This is a genomic window from Ruegeria sp. J8 (assembly GCF_056531925.1).
This window is the reverse complement of the sequence record NZ_JBQFMR010000023.1, coordinates 1-17069: the sequence shown is the minus strand read 5'-3', so window position 1 is coordinate 17069 and position 17069 is coordinate 1. Positions and strand designations below refer to the sequence as shown.

At 49.9% G+C, this 17069-nt stretch carries 10 protein-coding genes; 6 read left to right on the top strand and 4 right to left on the bottom strand.

Annotated features, from left to right (window positions below; all coding sequences use genetic code 11):
- Nucleotides 1-406: 406 nt before the first annotated feature.
- On the top strand, nucleotides 407-1405 hold the full coding sequence (locus ACR0L1_RS23430) for an Lnb N-terminal periplasmic domain-containing protein (protein WP_480861063.1): 999 nt from the start codon (nucleotides 407-409) through the stop codon (nucleotides 1403-1405).
- 194 nt (nucleotides 1406-1599) lie between these two features.
- Complete coding sequence (locus ACR0L1_RS23425) at nucleotides 1600-2754, top strand: alpha/beta hydrolase (RefSeq protein ID WP_170791761.1); 1155 nt, start codon at nucleotides 1600-1602, stop codon at nucleotides 2752-2754.
- A gap of 82 nt (nucleotides 2755-2836) precedes the next feature.
- On the opposite strand, the gene ACR0L1_RS23420 is transcribed toward ACR0L1_RS23425, so the two are convergent.
- Nucleotides 2837-3682, bottom strand: a complete 846-nt coding sequence (locus tag ACR0L1_RS23420) for a helix-turn-helix domain-containing protein (RefSeq protein ID WP_480861061.1) — start codon at nucleotides 3680-3682, stop codon at nucleotides 2837-2839.
- Between the two features lie 304 nt (nucleotides 3683-3986).
- Here ACR0L1_RS23420 and ACR0L1_RS23415 point away from each other — a divergent pair, with 304 nt between their 5' ends.
- The 4 genes from ACR0L1_RS23415 to ACR0L1_RS23400 all read left to right on the top strand — a co-directional run bounded on the left by ACR0L1_RS23415 (nucleotide 3987) and on the right by ACR0L1_RS23400 (nucleotide 11156).
- Nucleotides 3987-4805 carry a hypothetical protein gene (locus ACR0L1_RS23415; RefSeq protein WP_480861059.1) on the top strand — a complete coding sequence of 273 codons (819 nt, stop codon included), beginning with the start codon at nucleotides 3987-3989 and terminating at the stop codon, nucleotides 4803-4805.
- Nucleotides 4806-5132: 327 nt separating this feature from the next.
- Complete coding sequence (locus ACR0L1_RS23410; protein ID WP_170355512.1) at nucleotides 5133-6254, top strand: efflux RND transporter periplasmic adaptor subunit; 1122 nt, start codon at nucleotides 5133-5135, stop codon at nucleotides 6252-6254.
- Between the two features lie 15 nt (nucleotides 6255-6269).
- Nucleotides 6270-9392: an efflux RND transporter permease subunit gene (locus tag ACR0L1_RS23405; RefSeq protein WP_480861057.1), complete on the top strand. Its 3123-nt coding sequence runs from the start codon at nucleotides 6270-6272 to the stop codon at nucleotides 9390-9392.
- 75 nt (nucleotides 9393-9467) lie between these two features.
- Entirely contained in the window at nucleotides 9468-11156 is a 1689-nt protein-coding gene (locus tag ACR0L1_RS23400) for an aspartate:alanine exchanger family transporter (RefSeq protein WP_170791765.1), read from the top strand.
- A 12-nt stretch (nucleotides 11157-11168) separates the two neighbouring features.
- On the opposite strand, the gene ACR0L1_RS23395 is transcribed toward ACR0L1_RS23400, so the two are convergent.
- The 3 genes from ACR0L1_RS23395 to ACR0L1_RS23385 form a co-directional block, all read right to left on the bottom strand.
- Nucleotides 11169-11759 carry a potassium channel family protein gene (locus ACR0L1_RS23395; protein WP_170791766.1) on the bottom strand — a complete coding sequence of 197 codons (591 nt, stop codon included), beginning with the start codon at nucleotides 11757-11759 and terminating at the stop codon, nucleotides 11169-11171.
- Nucleotides 11760-12015: 256 nt separating this feature from the next.
- On the bottom strand, nucleotides 12016-13914 hold the full coding sequence (locus tag ACR0L1_RS23390; protein ID WP_480861054.1) for a DUF3604 domain-containing protein: 1899 nt from the start codon (nucleotides 13912-13914) through the stop codon (nucleotides 12016-12018).
- Nucleotides 13915-13998: 84 nt separating this feature from the next.
- Complete coding sequence (locus tag ACR0L1_RS23385; RefSeq protein ID WP_480861052.1) at nucleotides 13999-16353, bottom strand: arylsulfatase; 2355 nt, start codon at nucleotides 16351-16353, stop codon at nucleotides 13999-14001.
- Nucleotides 16354-17069: the final 716 nt, after the last annotated feature.

Genomic DNA, 17069 nt, shown 5'->3' with positions numbered 1-17069 from the left:
AAGGCCGGGGGTGCGAATGCCCTCTGCGATTGCATCATAGAACCCATTCAGTTTGCGCGCCGCTTTGTCCCGCTCGGATTGCAGACGGGTCTCCCGCAAGACCGGGGGGAAGGAGCGGGGGCCGGATATTGTCTTATAACAAGTACGGGCCAATTTGCGCTAAGCGGCGAAATATGAAACTAAAAAACAACTAAACGGATGTTTGATAACGTCCAGCGAGAAATCACTTTTATGCGGTCGGCTCTTACAGGCGCGGTGCTGACGACAGTCTGCCGTTCGAACGAACTGACCCAGAGGTATGAGGCACAGGTCCTTTTTCTGATGCTCACCTTGGTTTTTGGTCTCGCTAGTCGACTCTAGCCGTTTTTACGGTTGTTTCGGGCTCAATTGAATGGTGGGATACGCTATGCGCACAGTGCTGAATGCTCTTTGCTTTCTTTTATTGTTGCTAGTTGTCGCTTACTCAACAGTATGGGGCACTTTGGCCCTATGGTTCAAATTTTCAGTCCCAGAATTGATCCGGTTAATTGCGATCGTTTCCTTTGTCGTCGTTGGCCTCGGAACGCTAGTTTCAATTTTTCGAAGAAGTAGATGGCGATGGTTGTCTGGATTCGCAGTATTTCTCGCAGCAATACTAATATGGTGGAACTCACTAACCCCACCTTCGGACGGAAATTGGTCGCCTGATGTTGTACGGACAGTCACAGGTGAAATAAGCGGCAACACACTAACTCTGAATGACGTTCGTGCATTTGAATGGCAGTCGGCTGATACTTTCGAAGAGAAGTGGATTACTAGAGAATACGATCTGTCTCAAATTGAAAGTGTGGACCTCTTCATGTCGTATTGGGGTGGGCCAGAAATGGCGCACCTTATGCTAAGCTTCGGCTTTTCTGATGGCAGGTATTTGACGTGGTCGATCGAAGTACGCCGACAGGTCGGAGAGTCTTTTTCTCCCGTGGCCGACTTTTTCAAAGCGCATCCTATTGTAATGATAGCGGCGGAGGAGCGTGATGTCGTCGGGCTTCGCTCTAATGTTCGAAAAGAGAAAGTACATCTGTTCAGGCTGCGTGGTGAATTAGAAGAGCGTATCAAACTGATCAGCGCCTATGTAGAAGCTGCAAATGAAATCGCCGAGCGACCCCGCTGGTTCAACTCAGTTTTCACCAATTGCTCCCGATCAGCAATTTTAATCGCGCGACATGTTGGCATTAGCATTCCTGTCGACTATCGCGTTGTAATTAATGGATATTTTCCTGACTACCTGTACGAGCAAGGACTGACCAATACTGAGATTGATATTCAGCAGTTATATAGTCTTGGAGATATCACAGCTAACGCTCTAGCAAACGGGCTAGACGAGGGTTACTCAGCAGCTATCCGCAAAGATGTTCCGGTTCCTTAGCTCTTGGTCTTGGAAAAGTCATTTTATCTTTGAGACAGTTGCTGGATGGTGCTGCTGGAGCAGAAGTGATTTTTCGGTCTTTCGGGTGGAAGCCTTGAGATACAGGGAAAATTGCGGCCCGCCTATTTGTCCGATATTTATATTCCACTTATGTGTAATGTGCTCTGGCTACGATGCCTTTGACGGCGATATTCGTGGAAAAAGGGTTTGTGAGGTTGAGCTTCAAAAAGACCATAGATCAGTCGCGACGGCACTTCGTATTATCAGGGAGCGTTTTTGTCGCGACTGGGTGCAGTTCCAAAAGGAACTTAGTCGGCCTTGAACCGACAAGAGCTTTATCCAAAACAGAAATCGATGAAAGAGGTCATCGGATCTTTATCGCTACTGTTCGCGAACCCTCAACGGTGGCGACTGAGTTTTTTTCAGGTCGTCGCGCCAATCGTCTTAACTTTGCGGCTGTAGATGTTGTAATCCCGCCAAACCACAAGACGGGCAAGATCGAAAGGCCGAGGGGTAGCTCGCCAGATCCCGATAAGCATTTCGTTATCACGAACCCGCAGATATTTGACGAAGATAGCAAGTTTGTGGGCACAGTAGAGAACAGTGTTTTGGCTTTGCCAAAGGGAAAACGTTCATCCCTGCTGTGGATACATGGCTACAACACAAATCTGACTGATGCAGTGTTGCGGTTTGCTCAATTTCTGGAAGACACCGGGTATAGCGGAGTGCCCATCTTATATTCTTGGGCCTCTCAGGCTCGTTTGGGTGCCTACGTCTACGACATCAACAGTGCACTCATTGCACGGGATCAGCTTGAGGAGGTTCCAGGGCTACTCAAAGACAGTCCTGTAGAAACAATAGATATCGTAGCCCACTCGATGGGTAACCTTGTTGCCATGGAAGCCGCTCGCGGCATCGCAAATCGCGGGCTTTTCAATGTCAGCGGTAAACTCAGAAGTGTTATTCTTGCGTCGCCCGACATAGACATAGACTTATTCATTGCTCAGTTATCAGCGATCCCCAAGGACAAACGGAGGTTCTATGTGTTGACATCCGAAAATGACCAAGCTCTTGCGGTTTCAAGCTTGATTGCAAGAAACCCGAGAGTGGGACAGCTAGATGCTACACTGATTTCCGAGCTTGGTTTGAACGTGATTGACCTGTCCCAGGTGCAAGACACGACCACTGTACACCATTCAAAGTTTGCTGACGCTCCCGAGGTTGTGCGCCTGATTGGGGACAGAATACTGGCAGGCGATAAAGGCGCTAAGGTTTCAGGTCGCGCTGAAGCCGTGGTTATTACCGCCAGTGGTACCATCGCTGTCGTTGACGAGGCGATATCCAACTGAATTTGGGTACATGACGCGCTTTCGGCCGGCTAGAGCCACCGATCTCTATTCTTGGGCTGCGAGCGTTGCGCCACGAAACATGTTAGTGTCGGCCAAGTGTTTCTTCCGGTAGACATCCGAACACCCGTTTGTATTGTTGAGCAAAATGACCTTGATGAAAAAAACCGTTTTCAATCGCAACACCTTTGATTTGAACTTCCCCAACACTGGAAGCACTAAGTGTTTTGTGGACTTTGTTAAGGCGTATGCGTCGCAACCAGGTTGCGGGGGATATACCGATGCAATCTCGAAATGCGTAGTGTAAAGTCCGAAGGCTTACACCGATTTCGCTGCATAACTCGACCAGACCCACGGAGCAGACATCGTCCGAATAGGCGATATCGCACGCGCGACTAACGATTGCCGCGGAGCGGCACGATTGTGGGGAAGCAAATTTCGAAGCCTGCGAGCTAATCAACTCCCACAAGAATAACTTTGTAAATTGGTCAAGCAGGTGTTCGATCTCAAATTCATTTGCTTGCTTCGAACGGTGCAACAAATCTTGAGCCGCGAGTCCCAGCCTTTTACTCGCCTGCTGAGTTAGACTACTGACTGGAGGTATGTCTTCAAAGTCGAGCTCATCCCCGGTGAGATTGAGCGCCAGAGACCGCGCTTCCGAAAAGTGAACGGCCAGATTTACCCCATCCCAGTTTGTACTGCCAATAAGCTCGGCTTCTCGATTGGGAGGCTGAACAACAATCGAACCTGTTTCGATTTTTTCTCCAAAAAAAACTGCGGGTTCAGCTTGTTCCAAAACCAGCGCTGCCGAAAAACAATCGGGCATACCTGTGCCGCGGTACACTATTTTTCGATTCCATTTCTCCCGAGCAATCTGTTTTTGACCAACTTGAAGTAAGTCAAGACTGCTCTCCAAAGGACCAGCAGTCATTTGGTAGTACTCTTGATCCCAACCGACGGAGGCGTCCTGCAACTGCCCGACGTCAGACGTGGTTGTGAATGTCCGTTCAACCGACAAGTTTTTGTATAGTTCTTTGTCCCCCATCTATTCCGAATATCACATTCAGAAAATCTGACATAACAATATTTCTTTGACACGTAACAGTCAGTTATTGAGGCAAATTCTTTGGTCTGTGACACGTATTTTGCACTTTTGGGATGTCGAAATTCCCCCCAATGATCGCCTTTCAATGCAAGCATGTTTTCCTAAACACGGGGCTTGGTAGGCGGACCGAATGCAAATTGGCGAGGGAAGATTACGGCGTGTGCTCGGTGTCTTAGCAATATTGGTGGCTAAGGTTACTCTTTTCAGTAACCAAGTTTATGCACAAGACAGCGCAGACGCTGCGGCGCAGGCCAATAACCCTCTGGCAAATTTCACGGCTTTCAACTTGCAGAACTATTATGTCGATGAGTTGACTGGCCCTGGCGACAACGATGCAAATTCGTTCATTCTCCGCTACGCCCAACCGGTTCAGCTAGGGGAAACAAACTGGCTGATCCGCGCGTCTTTGCCGTTTAACAGCTTTCCTGTCGGCGATGGTGGGTCAACGGTAGATGGGGTGGGGGATTTTGACATCTTCGCCGCCTATCAGATCGACTTACAAAAACCGGGAGTAAGCTTTGCAATTGGCCCTTCTATTGTGGCTCCAACCGCCTCTGATGACCGTTTGGGCAGCGACCAATGGCAGTTGGGTTTGGCTAATGTCTACTTCAACGCAAAATCGGCACTTTGGCAGTATGGGTACTTGCTAATTTGGCGAAGCGGCGTGGGTAGCACGAACGACCGGGAACGCGTAAACACCGCCGCATTGCAACCTATTCTGTTCCGCCAACTTGGCAACGGCTGGTACACAGGCGGGGCTCCAATTTGGACAGCAAATCTGGAAAACGGTGATTATTCTGTACCGTTAGGCCTCCGGGTCGGAAAGGTCTGGGTAAACGGAAAAACTGTATTCAACGTGTTCGTTGAACCTCAATGGTCAGTTGCCGATAGCGGGCCAGGACAACCAAAACGACAAGTGTTTTTTGCACTAAATATGCAGTTCCAATGATCGAAACGAGCGTCTGACAAAAGGACTTACTACAACGCAAAAAAGAGAGGGCCCAAGTGAAAAGCCTTAGAATCCGCCTCCCTGTTCCGTCGGGTGTTCAGGAAAGTTCTTCTGCGCCGACCAAAAAATGAGATTGCTGACACTAGTTACGTAGCTGCCTGTTAGATGACCGATTCGGTAGGGCGTTCACTAAAAGCGCTTTTTTTCAAAGGTTCGAATGAGTGCTTTGCGTAGAAAAGTTAAGCGCCTACGATGAAGTCTGAGTAACGAACGGAAAGCCAAACAGCGCGGTCATCCAACCTGTCCAATTCAGTGAGAGTAAAACAAATGGAAAAAACTTGCTTTAAACAACACGCCAAGTTTTGGATGACGATTTGTTTTGTAGGTGCACTTGCAGGGTGCTTTGAAGAGGATAGTGCCGAAGCGACAGAAAAACCTGCTCGACCGGTTTTGTCGATGATCGTGGGTGACACAGAAAGGTTTCGGACTGACAGCTATCCTGGTCGAGCCGAAGCTGTACGGGAAGTGAACCTGTCTTTCGAAGTATCGGGGCGAATGATTACCAGACCGGTCGATGTGGGATCGACTGTCAGATCAGGGGAAATTCTCGGTTCTTTGGACCCGGAGCCTTATGTAGCTCGGATTCGCACAATTGAAGGGGAACAAGCTTCTCTTCAAGCGGCATTGTCCAACGCAACCACAGAATTGGAGCGCAGAGAAAAACTGCTCGAAAATGATTTTGTTTCTCAGGCCAACGTCGACGACCAAATTATGGTTGTCGATGCAGCCAAGGCAAAAATTGAAGCGACTGAAGGTTTGCTGGACGCTGCTCGTCTCAACCTAAACTATACGGAACTGAAAGCACCTTTCGATGGGATTGTGTCGGAGGTTTTTGCGGACAACTTTCAGAACGTTGTCGCGAAACAACCGGTAATGCGCATTCTGGATACTTCCCAGATCGAAATGGAAATCGGCGTTCCAGAAGCTCTTATAGGGCTGGCTCCTTTCGTGGAAGAAATCAGCGTTACTTTTTCAAGCCTACCGAATTTAGAAGTTCCTGCAGAAATTTCCAGGATAGGTTCTGAGGCGTCGCTCAGCACTCGTACGTATCCAGTTACAATTGTAATGGATCAACCTGACGAAGCCAAAATCCAACCCGGGATGGCCGGTAAAGCGACTGCTCGTGTACGACTGCCCGAGAACTGGGCGAAGACCGGTGTTGAGATTCCCAGCGCAGCTGTGTTTTCGCCTGACGGGGAAAACGCGGGAAACACTTTCGTTTGGCTTATTGATGAAGCGTCAAACACAGTTTCTCCAAAATCTGTTGAAGTAATTTCTATCGGGGGGAGGGGATTAGTTGTTCAAGGGCTTGATGCGGGGGATCGTATCGTCACTGCAGGTGTCAATGTCATAACCGAGGGCCAAAAGGTCCGGGTCGAAGCGCCTTAAATTCTGGAGGCAGCCATGTCACTTCCGCAGATATCCATTGAGAACCGAGTTGTAACGTATTTTACGCTGTTCCTTATCTTGGTCATCGGAACTTTTAGTTATTTCCGTCTTGGCCAACTCGAAGATCCCGATTTTACAGTCAAAACCGCGATCGTGATTACTCAATATCCTGGTGCAAGCCCTGAAGAAGTTGAGCTAGAGGTTACTGACCTCATAGAATCTGCGATTCAAGAACTCCCGGAACTTCGTTTTCTTACGTCTTACTCAAAAGCTGGACTTTCAATTGTAAAGGTCGAAATCAAACAGGAGTATTGGGCGGACCGCTTGCCCCAAGTTTGGGACAAGATGCGTAGCAAGGTCCGGGATGTCCATGGTCAGCTTCCGCCAGGAGCCATGACCCCAAACGTTATCGACGACTTCAGTTTTGTGTATGGGTTCGTTCTTGCGATAACGGGCGACGGTTTCTCCTATGCGCAACTGGAAGAATACGTAAAGGCGATCCGCAAAGAGCTGGCGCTTGTTCAAGGAGTTGCACGTGTCGAAACTTGGGGAGTGCAGCCAAAGGTTATTTACCTTGATGCTTCGGAACAAAAGCTTCTGGATCTCGGGGTAACGACGGAAGACTTTGTCGCAACGCTGGCATTGCAGAACCAGGTCGTTAATGCGGGGCAACTAGAGCTTGGCGATATGCGCCTTCGAATTGCGCCGACTGGAGAATTTAAAAGCCCGGAAGATATCGGGAACTTACGAGTCCGTACAAGCTTGCTGGACAAAGCTCTGGATATTCCCGCGGATTTTGCTGATGAGGCAACTCGCCCCAGAGACCGCAGTGCTGAAACAATCGCAATCAAGGACGTTGTAGATGTCAGACAAGGTTACCTGGAACCACCCATCAATGTCATGCGATTCAATGGCCAATCCGCAATTGGGATATCAATAGCCAATGTGACTGGCGGCAATATTGTAGACACGGGACGAAATTTGGATGCGGCTTTGGCCATTGTCGAGGCCAACCTTCCCTTGGGAATTGAAATGCACAAAATCGCTTGGCAGAGCGATCTCGTGACGGAAGCCATAAACGCCTTCATGATAAACTTGGGCGAAGCGGTTCTTATCGTCCTAGTCGTTGTTGCTCTGGCCATGGGTTGGCGTATGGGGCTGGTAATAGGCGGTGCGCTTATCCTGACGATCCTCGGCACCTTCATTGTAATGTCTATACTGCAAATTGATCTTCAAAGGGTTTCTCTAGGTGCGCTGGTTATTGCTCTGGGAATGATGGTCGATAACGCCATTGTAGTTGCAGATGGTATGGCTGTCCGTTTGAAGAAAGGAATGGATCGCAAGGCGGCTGCCATTGAAGCCGCTGCCCAACCGAGTTGGGCTCTTCTGGGCGCGACAGTTATCGCAATGATGGCTTTCTACCCAATCTTCGCAGCAACCGCAGATGCAGGCGAGTATGCCGGTTCACTATTTGTGGTGGTAGGGGTTTCGCTGCTGCTAAGTTGGCTTATTGCCATGACAATCACGCCATTGATGTGTGTTGATCTTATCAAGATCTCGGAAGCTGACCGAGACTCATCACGAGATCCATATGCAGGCGTTGTTTTCACGATGTTCCGCGCGGTCTTGTCTACATGCATCAGAGTGCGCTGGCTTACCGTACTTGTTATGCTGGCAGTGTTCGGATCCGCGCTTTACGGGTTCCAGTTCGTAGATCGACTCTTCTTCACTGATGCGACGCGGCAGCAGTTTATGGTCGATATCTGGGCACCTGAAGGTACGCGCATTCAACAAACTTCGGCTCTGGCAAAAAGGGTGGAAGATCACCTGGAGGGAGATGAGCGTGTTTCCGGAGTTTCCACGTTTGTAGGTTCCGGAGGCCCCAGATTCTATCTTCCCGTTGATCCAGAATTTCCCTACGAAAGCTACGCACAAGTCATTATTAACACGACCGATCTAGACAGTGTTTATAGCCTTGTCGAGGAACTAGAGCCATGGGTTGTGGATAACCTGCCTGAGGCAATGGTCCGAGTTCGAAAGTTCACAGCAGGTCCCGGTTTTACCTGGCCGTTCGAGGCAAGGTTCTCGGGCCCGGCAAATGCAGACCCGGAAGTGTTGAGGGATCTTGCGCGGCAGGGGGTGGAGATACTTCAAAAGTCGCCCTACGCAAAGGACATCCGGACCGACATGCGCAATCGAGTTCCAAAGATTGTTCCTGAGTTTGATCAGGTTACGGGTGTTTGGACCGCAACTTCTCGCGCTGATATCGCGAATGCGTCTCGCGCGGCATTTGACGGTTTGCCCGTCGGACTCTATCGCCAAAACGAAGATCTCTTGCCAATTATTGTTCGACGTGTCGACGATGAAAGGCAACGAACTGCCGAAGACTTTGAGCTTTTGCAGGTCGTTCCAGCCCTGTCTGTAAAGAACTTGCCGCTCTCTGCGGTAACAGAAGACATCAAAGTTGAGCTGGAAGACCCAATTATTGTGCGCTGGAATCGCAAGCGCGCTGTAACTATTCAGGCCAGCCCTGACGAAGTTACATTTCCAACGTTGTTCGAAAGTGTCCGTGAGGAGTTCGAGGCTATACCCTTGCCTCCCGGTTATCAGTTGGAATGGCGAGGAGAATACTTCGGGACAGTGGACAGTCAAACTTCGCTTCAGCCCGGTGCGGCGCCCGCTATCATAATTATCGTGTTTTTGATTGTGGTGCTCTTCAACGCTATTCGACCAGTTTTTGTGATCTTCTCGGTCGTCCCGCTGGCGATAATCGGTATTACCGTTGGTTTGCTAACATTCCTGCAACCCTTTTCTTTCATGGCGTTGCTTGGGGCCATGAGCCTCATCGGGTTGATGATAAAAAATGCGATTGTGTTGTTAGACGAAATCAATCTGAATAAATCGCGAGGTATGGAACAGTATGACTCGGTAATGAATGCTGCTGTTTCTCGACTAAGCCCGGTTTTGCTTGGCGCAGGTACAACGATTCTTGGGGTTCTTCCATTGATGCAGGATATCTTCTGGGTCGCCATGGCAACGACGATGGCCGTCGGATTGGCCTTTGGGACGGTGTTCACGATGATAATGATTCCGGTCTTCTACTCGATTTACTATCGTGTGAAGGAGCCAGCAACGTAACTAATTGGGGTTATCTTTCCAGCCGGTAAAGCAACCAAAGGCGAGAACAACGATACCCTCTACAGCGGGGCAGAGATGACTATCGATTTCTTTCAGCTTTTCTCAGCCAACTCGGTGTTGGTCGTTTTTACGATCATTGCCATCGGTTACGTGATAGGCAACGTCAAAATTGGTCAATTCGAGATAGGGATTACCGGCGGTGTTTTGCTGTGCGCTTTGGTTTTCGGTCATTTTGGATTTCAAATTGATCCGATCGTCCAATCAATCGGGTTTACTTTGTTCATCTACTCGGTTGGATGGCAAGCGGGTCCTCAAATTATTAACGTGTTGCGCCAAGATGGCCTCAGCTATTTGACCATCGCACTATTTATGTCACTGGGCTCTTTTGCATTAGTGGTTGGACTGGCGCTTGTGGTCGACTTGGAAAACGCGCTTGCCGCTGGTTTGATGGCAGGGGCATTGACGAGTACTCCTACACTTGTAGGGGCGCAGAACGCTGTAGAAGCCGGGTTGGTTCCAATTCCGGCCGGTTCAACTTCTGAGGCGATAATCGAGAGCATCAGTGTAGGATACGCGATTACATATATCTTTGGTACCGTGGGTCTTTTGCTGCTTGTTAAGCTATTACCAAGCCTGCTTAAAATTGATCTGGTTGAAAAGGCGCAAGATTTTGCGAAGGAACGCGGCTTTGTTGCTGAGGATTCAGCAAAGGAGGCCGAGCGCCCAATTTTACGGGCTTACGAGGTTCCATCTGTCGATTACGAAAAGAAAACCGTAGCTCAAGCATCATCCGATTTTTTGTCTCAATATCAAGACTATGGCGCCATCTATAAGTTAAAGCGCGGCAACGACATAATCGACGTGTCGCCAGACACAACTCTTGAGCCTGGTGACAAACTCGCATTTTTTTGCTCGCCGAAACTACATGAGAAAATTCGGGAGGAAATGAAGCTCGGCCGCGAAGTGCTAGACGAAGACTTGGTAGACGCTGTGGTCGACGTTGTTGAAGTGGTTGTCAATTCCAGCTTCGCAGTCGGTCAAACGATCGGGCAGCTTGCAATCCAACAAGAGCATGGGTGCCGACTGACGCGATTGACACGCTCGCAAATAGAAATGCCGCTGTCACCTTCGACAAGGGTCCAACGTGGCGACGTGATGTATTTGACCGGCGAGCGTGCCGCTTTGCAGCAGTTAGTTTCGATATTGGGGGTAGAAGAGCGGGCCGCAGTGGAAACCGACTTGTTGACATTTGCAGCCGGAATAGTCGTAGGGCTGTTTATTGGTCAGATAACAGTAAGAATTGGTGGAATTGACGTAGGAATAGGTAATGCCGGCGGTCTACTTGTTTCAGGGATCGCAGTTGGCTTTCTCAGGGCTAACCGCCCAACGTTTGGTCGTATGCCAGCTGCGGCGCGCTTTATTCTTATGGAGCTAGGGTTGCTGTTTTTTATGGTTGGCGTTGGCCTAAATGCCGGCGGTGGCATAATCGAAGCTCTTGGTGCAGTCGGGCCGAAACTATTTCTTTGTGGTGTTGTCGTGACGTGCATCCCACTATTGGCTGGATATGCATTTGGGCGGATCGTTCTGAACATGAATCCAGCCTTACTTTTAGGGGCTCTCACTGGTGCAATGACAAGCACACCAGCTCTCGGGATTGTTCAACAAGCGGCGAAGAGTTCCGTTCCATCCCTTGGCTATGCAGGAACTTACGCGCTTGCCAATGTACTTTTAACGGCTCTTGGAACACTAATCATGCTGCTTTGATAGTTATTCGAGCTACTTAGTGTGAGTCCCATATAGGCTGACAAGTCTCGCGATTAGTATTGCTTGGAAAAGAACTCCTACAACCGCTTCTAAGATTGACCAGATTTGAACAACCGCGTTGTTGGAGGTTATGTCTCCATAACCGAGGGTTGTGAGTGTCATAAAGCTTAAATATATGTAACTACTCCACTTTTCAGATCCGTTAGGCTCTCCAAAATCTAGAGCATGTGGCAAAACTGTATGTATTATTGAAAAAATCAGTGCCCAAGCAATGCCGATCAATAGATAGCAGGACACAGCATCGGTAATGACTTTCAGGTTAATATAGTCGGCTGCAATAATGGCTTTCATCAAACTGATGAACGCAAGTACCAACAATAATAGGGACAAAATATACCCTACTATGAACCAAGCGTCTCCGAAATCTAATGCGCCAGTTAAACGAACGAGTAGAGTTGCCAAAGCTGCCGCTATTGCTGCCATTTGTACTGTGGGACGAACTGCCAAAGAAAGAACAGCGCTCGTTAGCACTAGGCAAAAAATCACATCCAGAACTCTTTGCCCAAGGACAAAACTCTCCAGCAGTGGAGACATCACGATCATGAGTAGCAACGAGGCTAACAACAAGTAAGAGTTATGCTGCATAAGCATGCTGTTTCAATTCATGGCCTAGTCATTGAGGCGCGGTTGGTCTTTCATACTATATCGTCGGGAAGATTTCGGTGTCATCGCGTTAGTCTCAGCGCACCTCTGTGTTGCTAAAACAGTTTTGTTCGACTATGTGCCGCTATCCCGTGCGAAAGAAACCACAGGATGAACGTGCGTGAGCCGCGTTCCTTTTTGAGTTTTAGCTAAACACCTATTTTGGCGTATACCAAATGGGGGAAGTGTAAGCGCGGTCCTGCAATTGCATCCGAGTGCCTTCCGGCATTTGGACATTGAAGAACTTCGCGTCGTAAGCTGTCCACCGAGGCGTCGGAATCTCTATCACACGAACATAGTAAAATGCTCGCTTTTCTGGATCAAATTCCGGGTCAATCCAGTAACCGGTTAATAACGGCTCACCTATCGTGTTGGTGTAAGAGGCATCCGCTACATTGACAGTGTTGCCGACATCTCCATCACAGGCGTGATCGACGACAGCCCGATCACCGCAGGCTACGTCAAAGATTTTCTCTGAAGTCGTGCCGTCGTCGTTCAACCAGCCTTTCACGATCTGAATGCGATCAAGATTGGCACCGTCGGGATCACGCAGAGCACGGATCATCAGTGTCGGAGAGCTGCCACTTGGCGCGTCGGTCAGGTCGCCACCCATCGGCACCCCGCGGGCATAGCCGGTACGGGCAAAGTCAGGGCGCGAAACCTCTTCAGCGTTGAAATCCCAGCCCGCGAAAACTCGAACAGAAAGGCGCGTTCCGGAAGTTGCATAAGTTTCCTTCCGAGCCATAGCGTCCCAGATTGACTCGCGGGTATTTTCCCTTGCCCAAACAGCTGCAAGACCCGAAGCACCGACGTCGGCTTCCATGATAGACAATGCGGGGTCGTCGGCTGCAACAAGCGGGTGGAAAGCACGGTCAGGAGCGGGCTCTACGAATGAAGCCTTTGAAAAATTGTTCTCTTCGCGCGAAGTGGGCAGGGCAGTATGATTGTCTGTTGAACCGATCATTCCGAATTTGAAGGGGTTAACGCCAAGGTTTGCCTCTGCCATGAGGCCGGTCTTCAAGGCCTCGCGAGCGTATTCAGCAGGGAGCATCTCAGGCGTCTTTGCGCCCTGACCGTTTAGATTGCCAGCGTCGATCGTCTCAAAGTCGGCGAACGCATCGTCTGGGGACAAAAGCGGGTGGGCCTCACCATCACCTTTTTGTTGGGTAACTTCCGCCAAAGGCTCCCAACGAATGCGCTTGGCCGCGTAGTTCGCGTCGATTGGTTCCCCTGACAGATTTGACCCGTCAATGGTCTCTAATGCGAACATAAGCCCATTCGACAAATTACCGTTGTGCGGGATCGCAAGGACCTGACCACCGGTTTTCTCTTCATAGGCCGCCATGTAGTCCCATAAATCTTCGGGATCGGTGGAGTCGTATTGCGAAAATGGAAACACTTGGGAAGTGCGATCTTTGCCATCACGGAAGATCACAACGCGATGCATGTTGTTGCCGCCGGGGTGAGACGTCCATTCGAAGCCATGAAATGTGGTGAATGTTCCAGGCTGGTAGTATTCGTCAGCGTTGGTTGTTGCACTATCCCATGCCGTTGCGAGCAGTTTTGGCTCGTTGATCAAGTCGGTATCATTAGCGCGCAGCCACTCTAGAAACGCTTCATATCCGTTCCCAGATTTAACCATATCATGCCAGCGTTTACCGGTCTCGTTGGCCAGAATTAGCGGGTCCGAGCGACGAATAAAATCTGCCAGGCCGAGGTTTTCGGCATGATCGGCCATCACTACAAAGTCGAGAGGGCGGATCAGTTTTACCCTCCAACCGAGCGCGCTTGTCACCTCTTCGCCACGTGATACGCGATACCCGGCATCCTGATCCAACACCCCGCCTGCCATACCTGAGTCTGCAGACCACGAGGAGTGCAAGTGCGTGTCACCGAAAAGAACACGGTTAGGAAAATGGTCGTCGACATAAGGTGAGTATTCAGCCTTTGGCCCATCGACTAAATCAGCGGGTGGCAAGAGGTCTTGCGCAGAGGCTGAGGTCGTCGCGGCGACCAGCGTTGTGATTGAAATTGCGGTGGCAAAGCTGAGCTTCATTTAGGGCCTCCATTTCCACGTTTTCGAGCGAAGGTTTTGTTAGGACCTTAGGGACGCTGGTCGCTCGCAAGTTATGGTTTCCTCTTAAGGGTCCAATTCAACTTCGACTTTCTTCAAAACTCCTGGGAAGTCGAATGGCACATGATAGTCTTCGCTCACTGGTTCTCCTGCGTCGGAGCCAATATCGAAGGTCTCGTCGAGAGATATCCGGTAGCCCATTGTCCGTTCGACCCGGCCCTCACCCACAAGTGTATCGTCTACAAAGAGTTTTCCTGTCCCGCCAAGGCCGACACCTCCACCGTCGTATTCGAACTCGTAGCGAATAATATGCTCGCCCGGCGTAAGGACATCTCCCACTATGTTGTACCGCTCAAGGTTGGCGACATTGTAGGTGTAGATTGGCTTTCCTCCCAACACATAGAGCGCCCATCCTCCAAATCGTCCACCTTGTGTGACGAGCATTCCGTCAGTCTCACCCTCGCCAATTTCAACATGCGCAGTGATCGTATGTGACTTGTTCTTGAAGTCGGGTGCAGTGCCTTCCGGGATACGTCGCATGTTGTCGAAATATGTGAACTTCGAACGACCTTGCGTCAGGCTTGGACGGAGCGCTATGTCCAGCCTGTCGACCTTGTCGTTGTCGATTGGAAGGACATTGTATTTGGCGGCTTCACCATAGAATAAGATCTGCAACTCGGCCAATTTCTCGGGGTTTTCGTTAGCTAAGTTGTTGGCCTGCGAGAAGTCCTCTTGGACATTATAAAGTTCCCACATCCAATCATTGATCACGTCGCTTTTCTGGGTGACGCTAATCCAGGGAGCTTCCGGCGGGGTAGTGGTGGCTACCCACCCGTCGCTATAAATCGCGCGGTTGCCCATCATCTCAAAATACTGAGTGCGACGAGTTGATGGGGCGTCGGCATTATCGAAAGCGTAAACCATGCTGGTGCCTTCAATTTCAGATTGCGCTACGCCGTTTATTGATGTCGGCGCTGGGATCCCTACCGCTTCAAGGATTGTCGGCATGATGTCGATTACATGGTGGAACTGACTTCGCACTTCGCCTCTGGCTTCTATCCCCGCTGGCCAGCGAATGATCATTCCGTTACGTGTGCCTCCGAAATGGCTGGCAACTTGTTTGGTCCATTGGAATGGCGTGTTCATGGCGTGCGCCCAAGCTGAAGGGAAGTGACCAAAGGTATTTGGCCCTCCCAGCTCATCCATTCTCGCGTATGTATCTTCGAAAGGTACAGCGATGTTGTTGAAGAAAGTCATTTCATTCAACAGGCCATCCGGACTGCCTTCGGCGCTCGCTCCGTTGTCGCCCATCAAGTAGATAATGAGGGTGTTATCCAGTTCACCGGTCTCCTCAACAGCGTCGATGATCCGGTTAATTTGATGGTCCATATGGGCAAGAGCGCCAGCGTAGACCTCCATCATTCGTGCGTAGAGTTCTTTTTGTTGGTCGTTCAGTGAATCCCAAGCACGCAGTTGCTCAGGTCTCGGAGTTAGCATGGTATCTTCAGGGATTATTCCCAGTTCTTTCTGCCTGGCGAACGACTCTTCACGGACCTTGTCCCAACCTTGATCGAATTGTCCTTTGAATTTTTCGATCCATTCCTTTGGAGCGTGGTGTGGTGCGTGCGAAGTGCCGGGCGCATAGTAAACGAAAAACGGTTTGTCCGGCGCAAGTGCATGTTGTTCGCGAATATAGTTGATAGCCCGATCCGCCATGTCTACGTCTAGGTGATAGTCTTCAGTGTTGGGCGGTTCGACCGGTTTGGTTCCATCGAAAATAGCAGGGGTGAACTGGCTCGTATCGCCACCAATGAAACCGAAGAATTGTTCAAAGCCCAAGCCGGTCGGCCACAGATCAAAAGGTCCGACTTGGCTCGACTGCCAATCAGGAACATTGTGGTTCTTACCGTACCATGCGGTATTGTAGCCGTTTCCCTTGAGAATTTCTGCAATAGTTCCGTTTTCCTTAGGCATGAGGGAGTTGTAGCCTGGGAAGCCGGTGCCGATTTCCATTATTACACCGGTCGCGTTCGAATGGTGATTGCGCCCCGATATCAACGCCGCCCGGGTTGGCGAGCATAGTGCGGTTGTATGCATCTGGATAAAACGTAGTCCGTCTTCGGCTAGTCGATCATATGCTTCTGTTGGGACAGGTCCGCCAAATGCTGTGGGTGCCCCGAACCCAACGTCATCGGGCATAATTAGAAGAATGTTGGGCGCACCTTCCGGGGCGACGACTTGCCTCGGAAAGTCCAGACTGGATTCGCCAGTTCTTAGGCCGATATGACCGTTGAATTTAGTCAAAGGGATCGGCAAAACCGAGCGGTCCCAGTCATTCTGCGACATAGATGGCGTTGCACACAAAGACAGCAGGCTCGCCAAAATTACACCTTGTGCTGCACCCAAGTTCGGCAACCTCATGTGTTTTCCCTTCTGATTTAATTGCTCAAACGGTCTTCTCAGGTGACCGTTCATATCGAATGAATGTTGGTAGTCGGCGATCTACCTTTGTTTCAGGTGCCAAGAACTCTACGGTTGGGTGTTGGTCTCTTTGCACGCTGTGCCGGTGTTTATTTGGCAGCTTTGACCGTCATCACTGTCACAGTTGAACTAATTTTCACTGCTAGAGTTGCTCGAAACTTTAGCAGTGTTAGCAAATGGAACTTGAGCGCTTTGATTAACAGGCTGCTCAGGGTTTAGTTTGCTTCGGGTAACGACGCCAAACTACTTTAAGGTTAGGCAATCCGATGCTGAACGCCGCACGACACCTTGCTCCTCTCGTACCGTCGCACCTTTGGCTAGGTCAAAACATGTGCACAATTGGGTGAATTATTTGTCGTGCCTGTTGATTTTGCACGTTATTTTAACATCCCAAAAGTGCAAACCGACGCGTTGGTGGAGGTTTAGGCGACCCTTTATTGGTCGACTCGTCCGTTTTCTTTTAGTGAACCAAACTCTTCAACTTATCCTCATGAAGTTAAGAACTGCGCAAAGTTGTATCGTTAGAAAGTCAACTTCGCGGACGTTCGGCAAAGGCCAAATCGCCCTCCCGCAACCAGCGTCAGAAATCCCCTACACAGCCCGGTCAGACTAAAATTGATCCCCCGGATCAAGTGCTTAACGTCGCCACCGCGTCA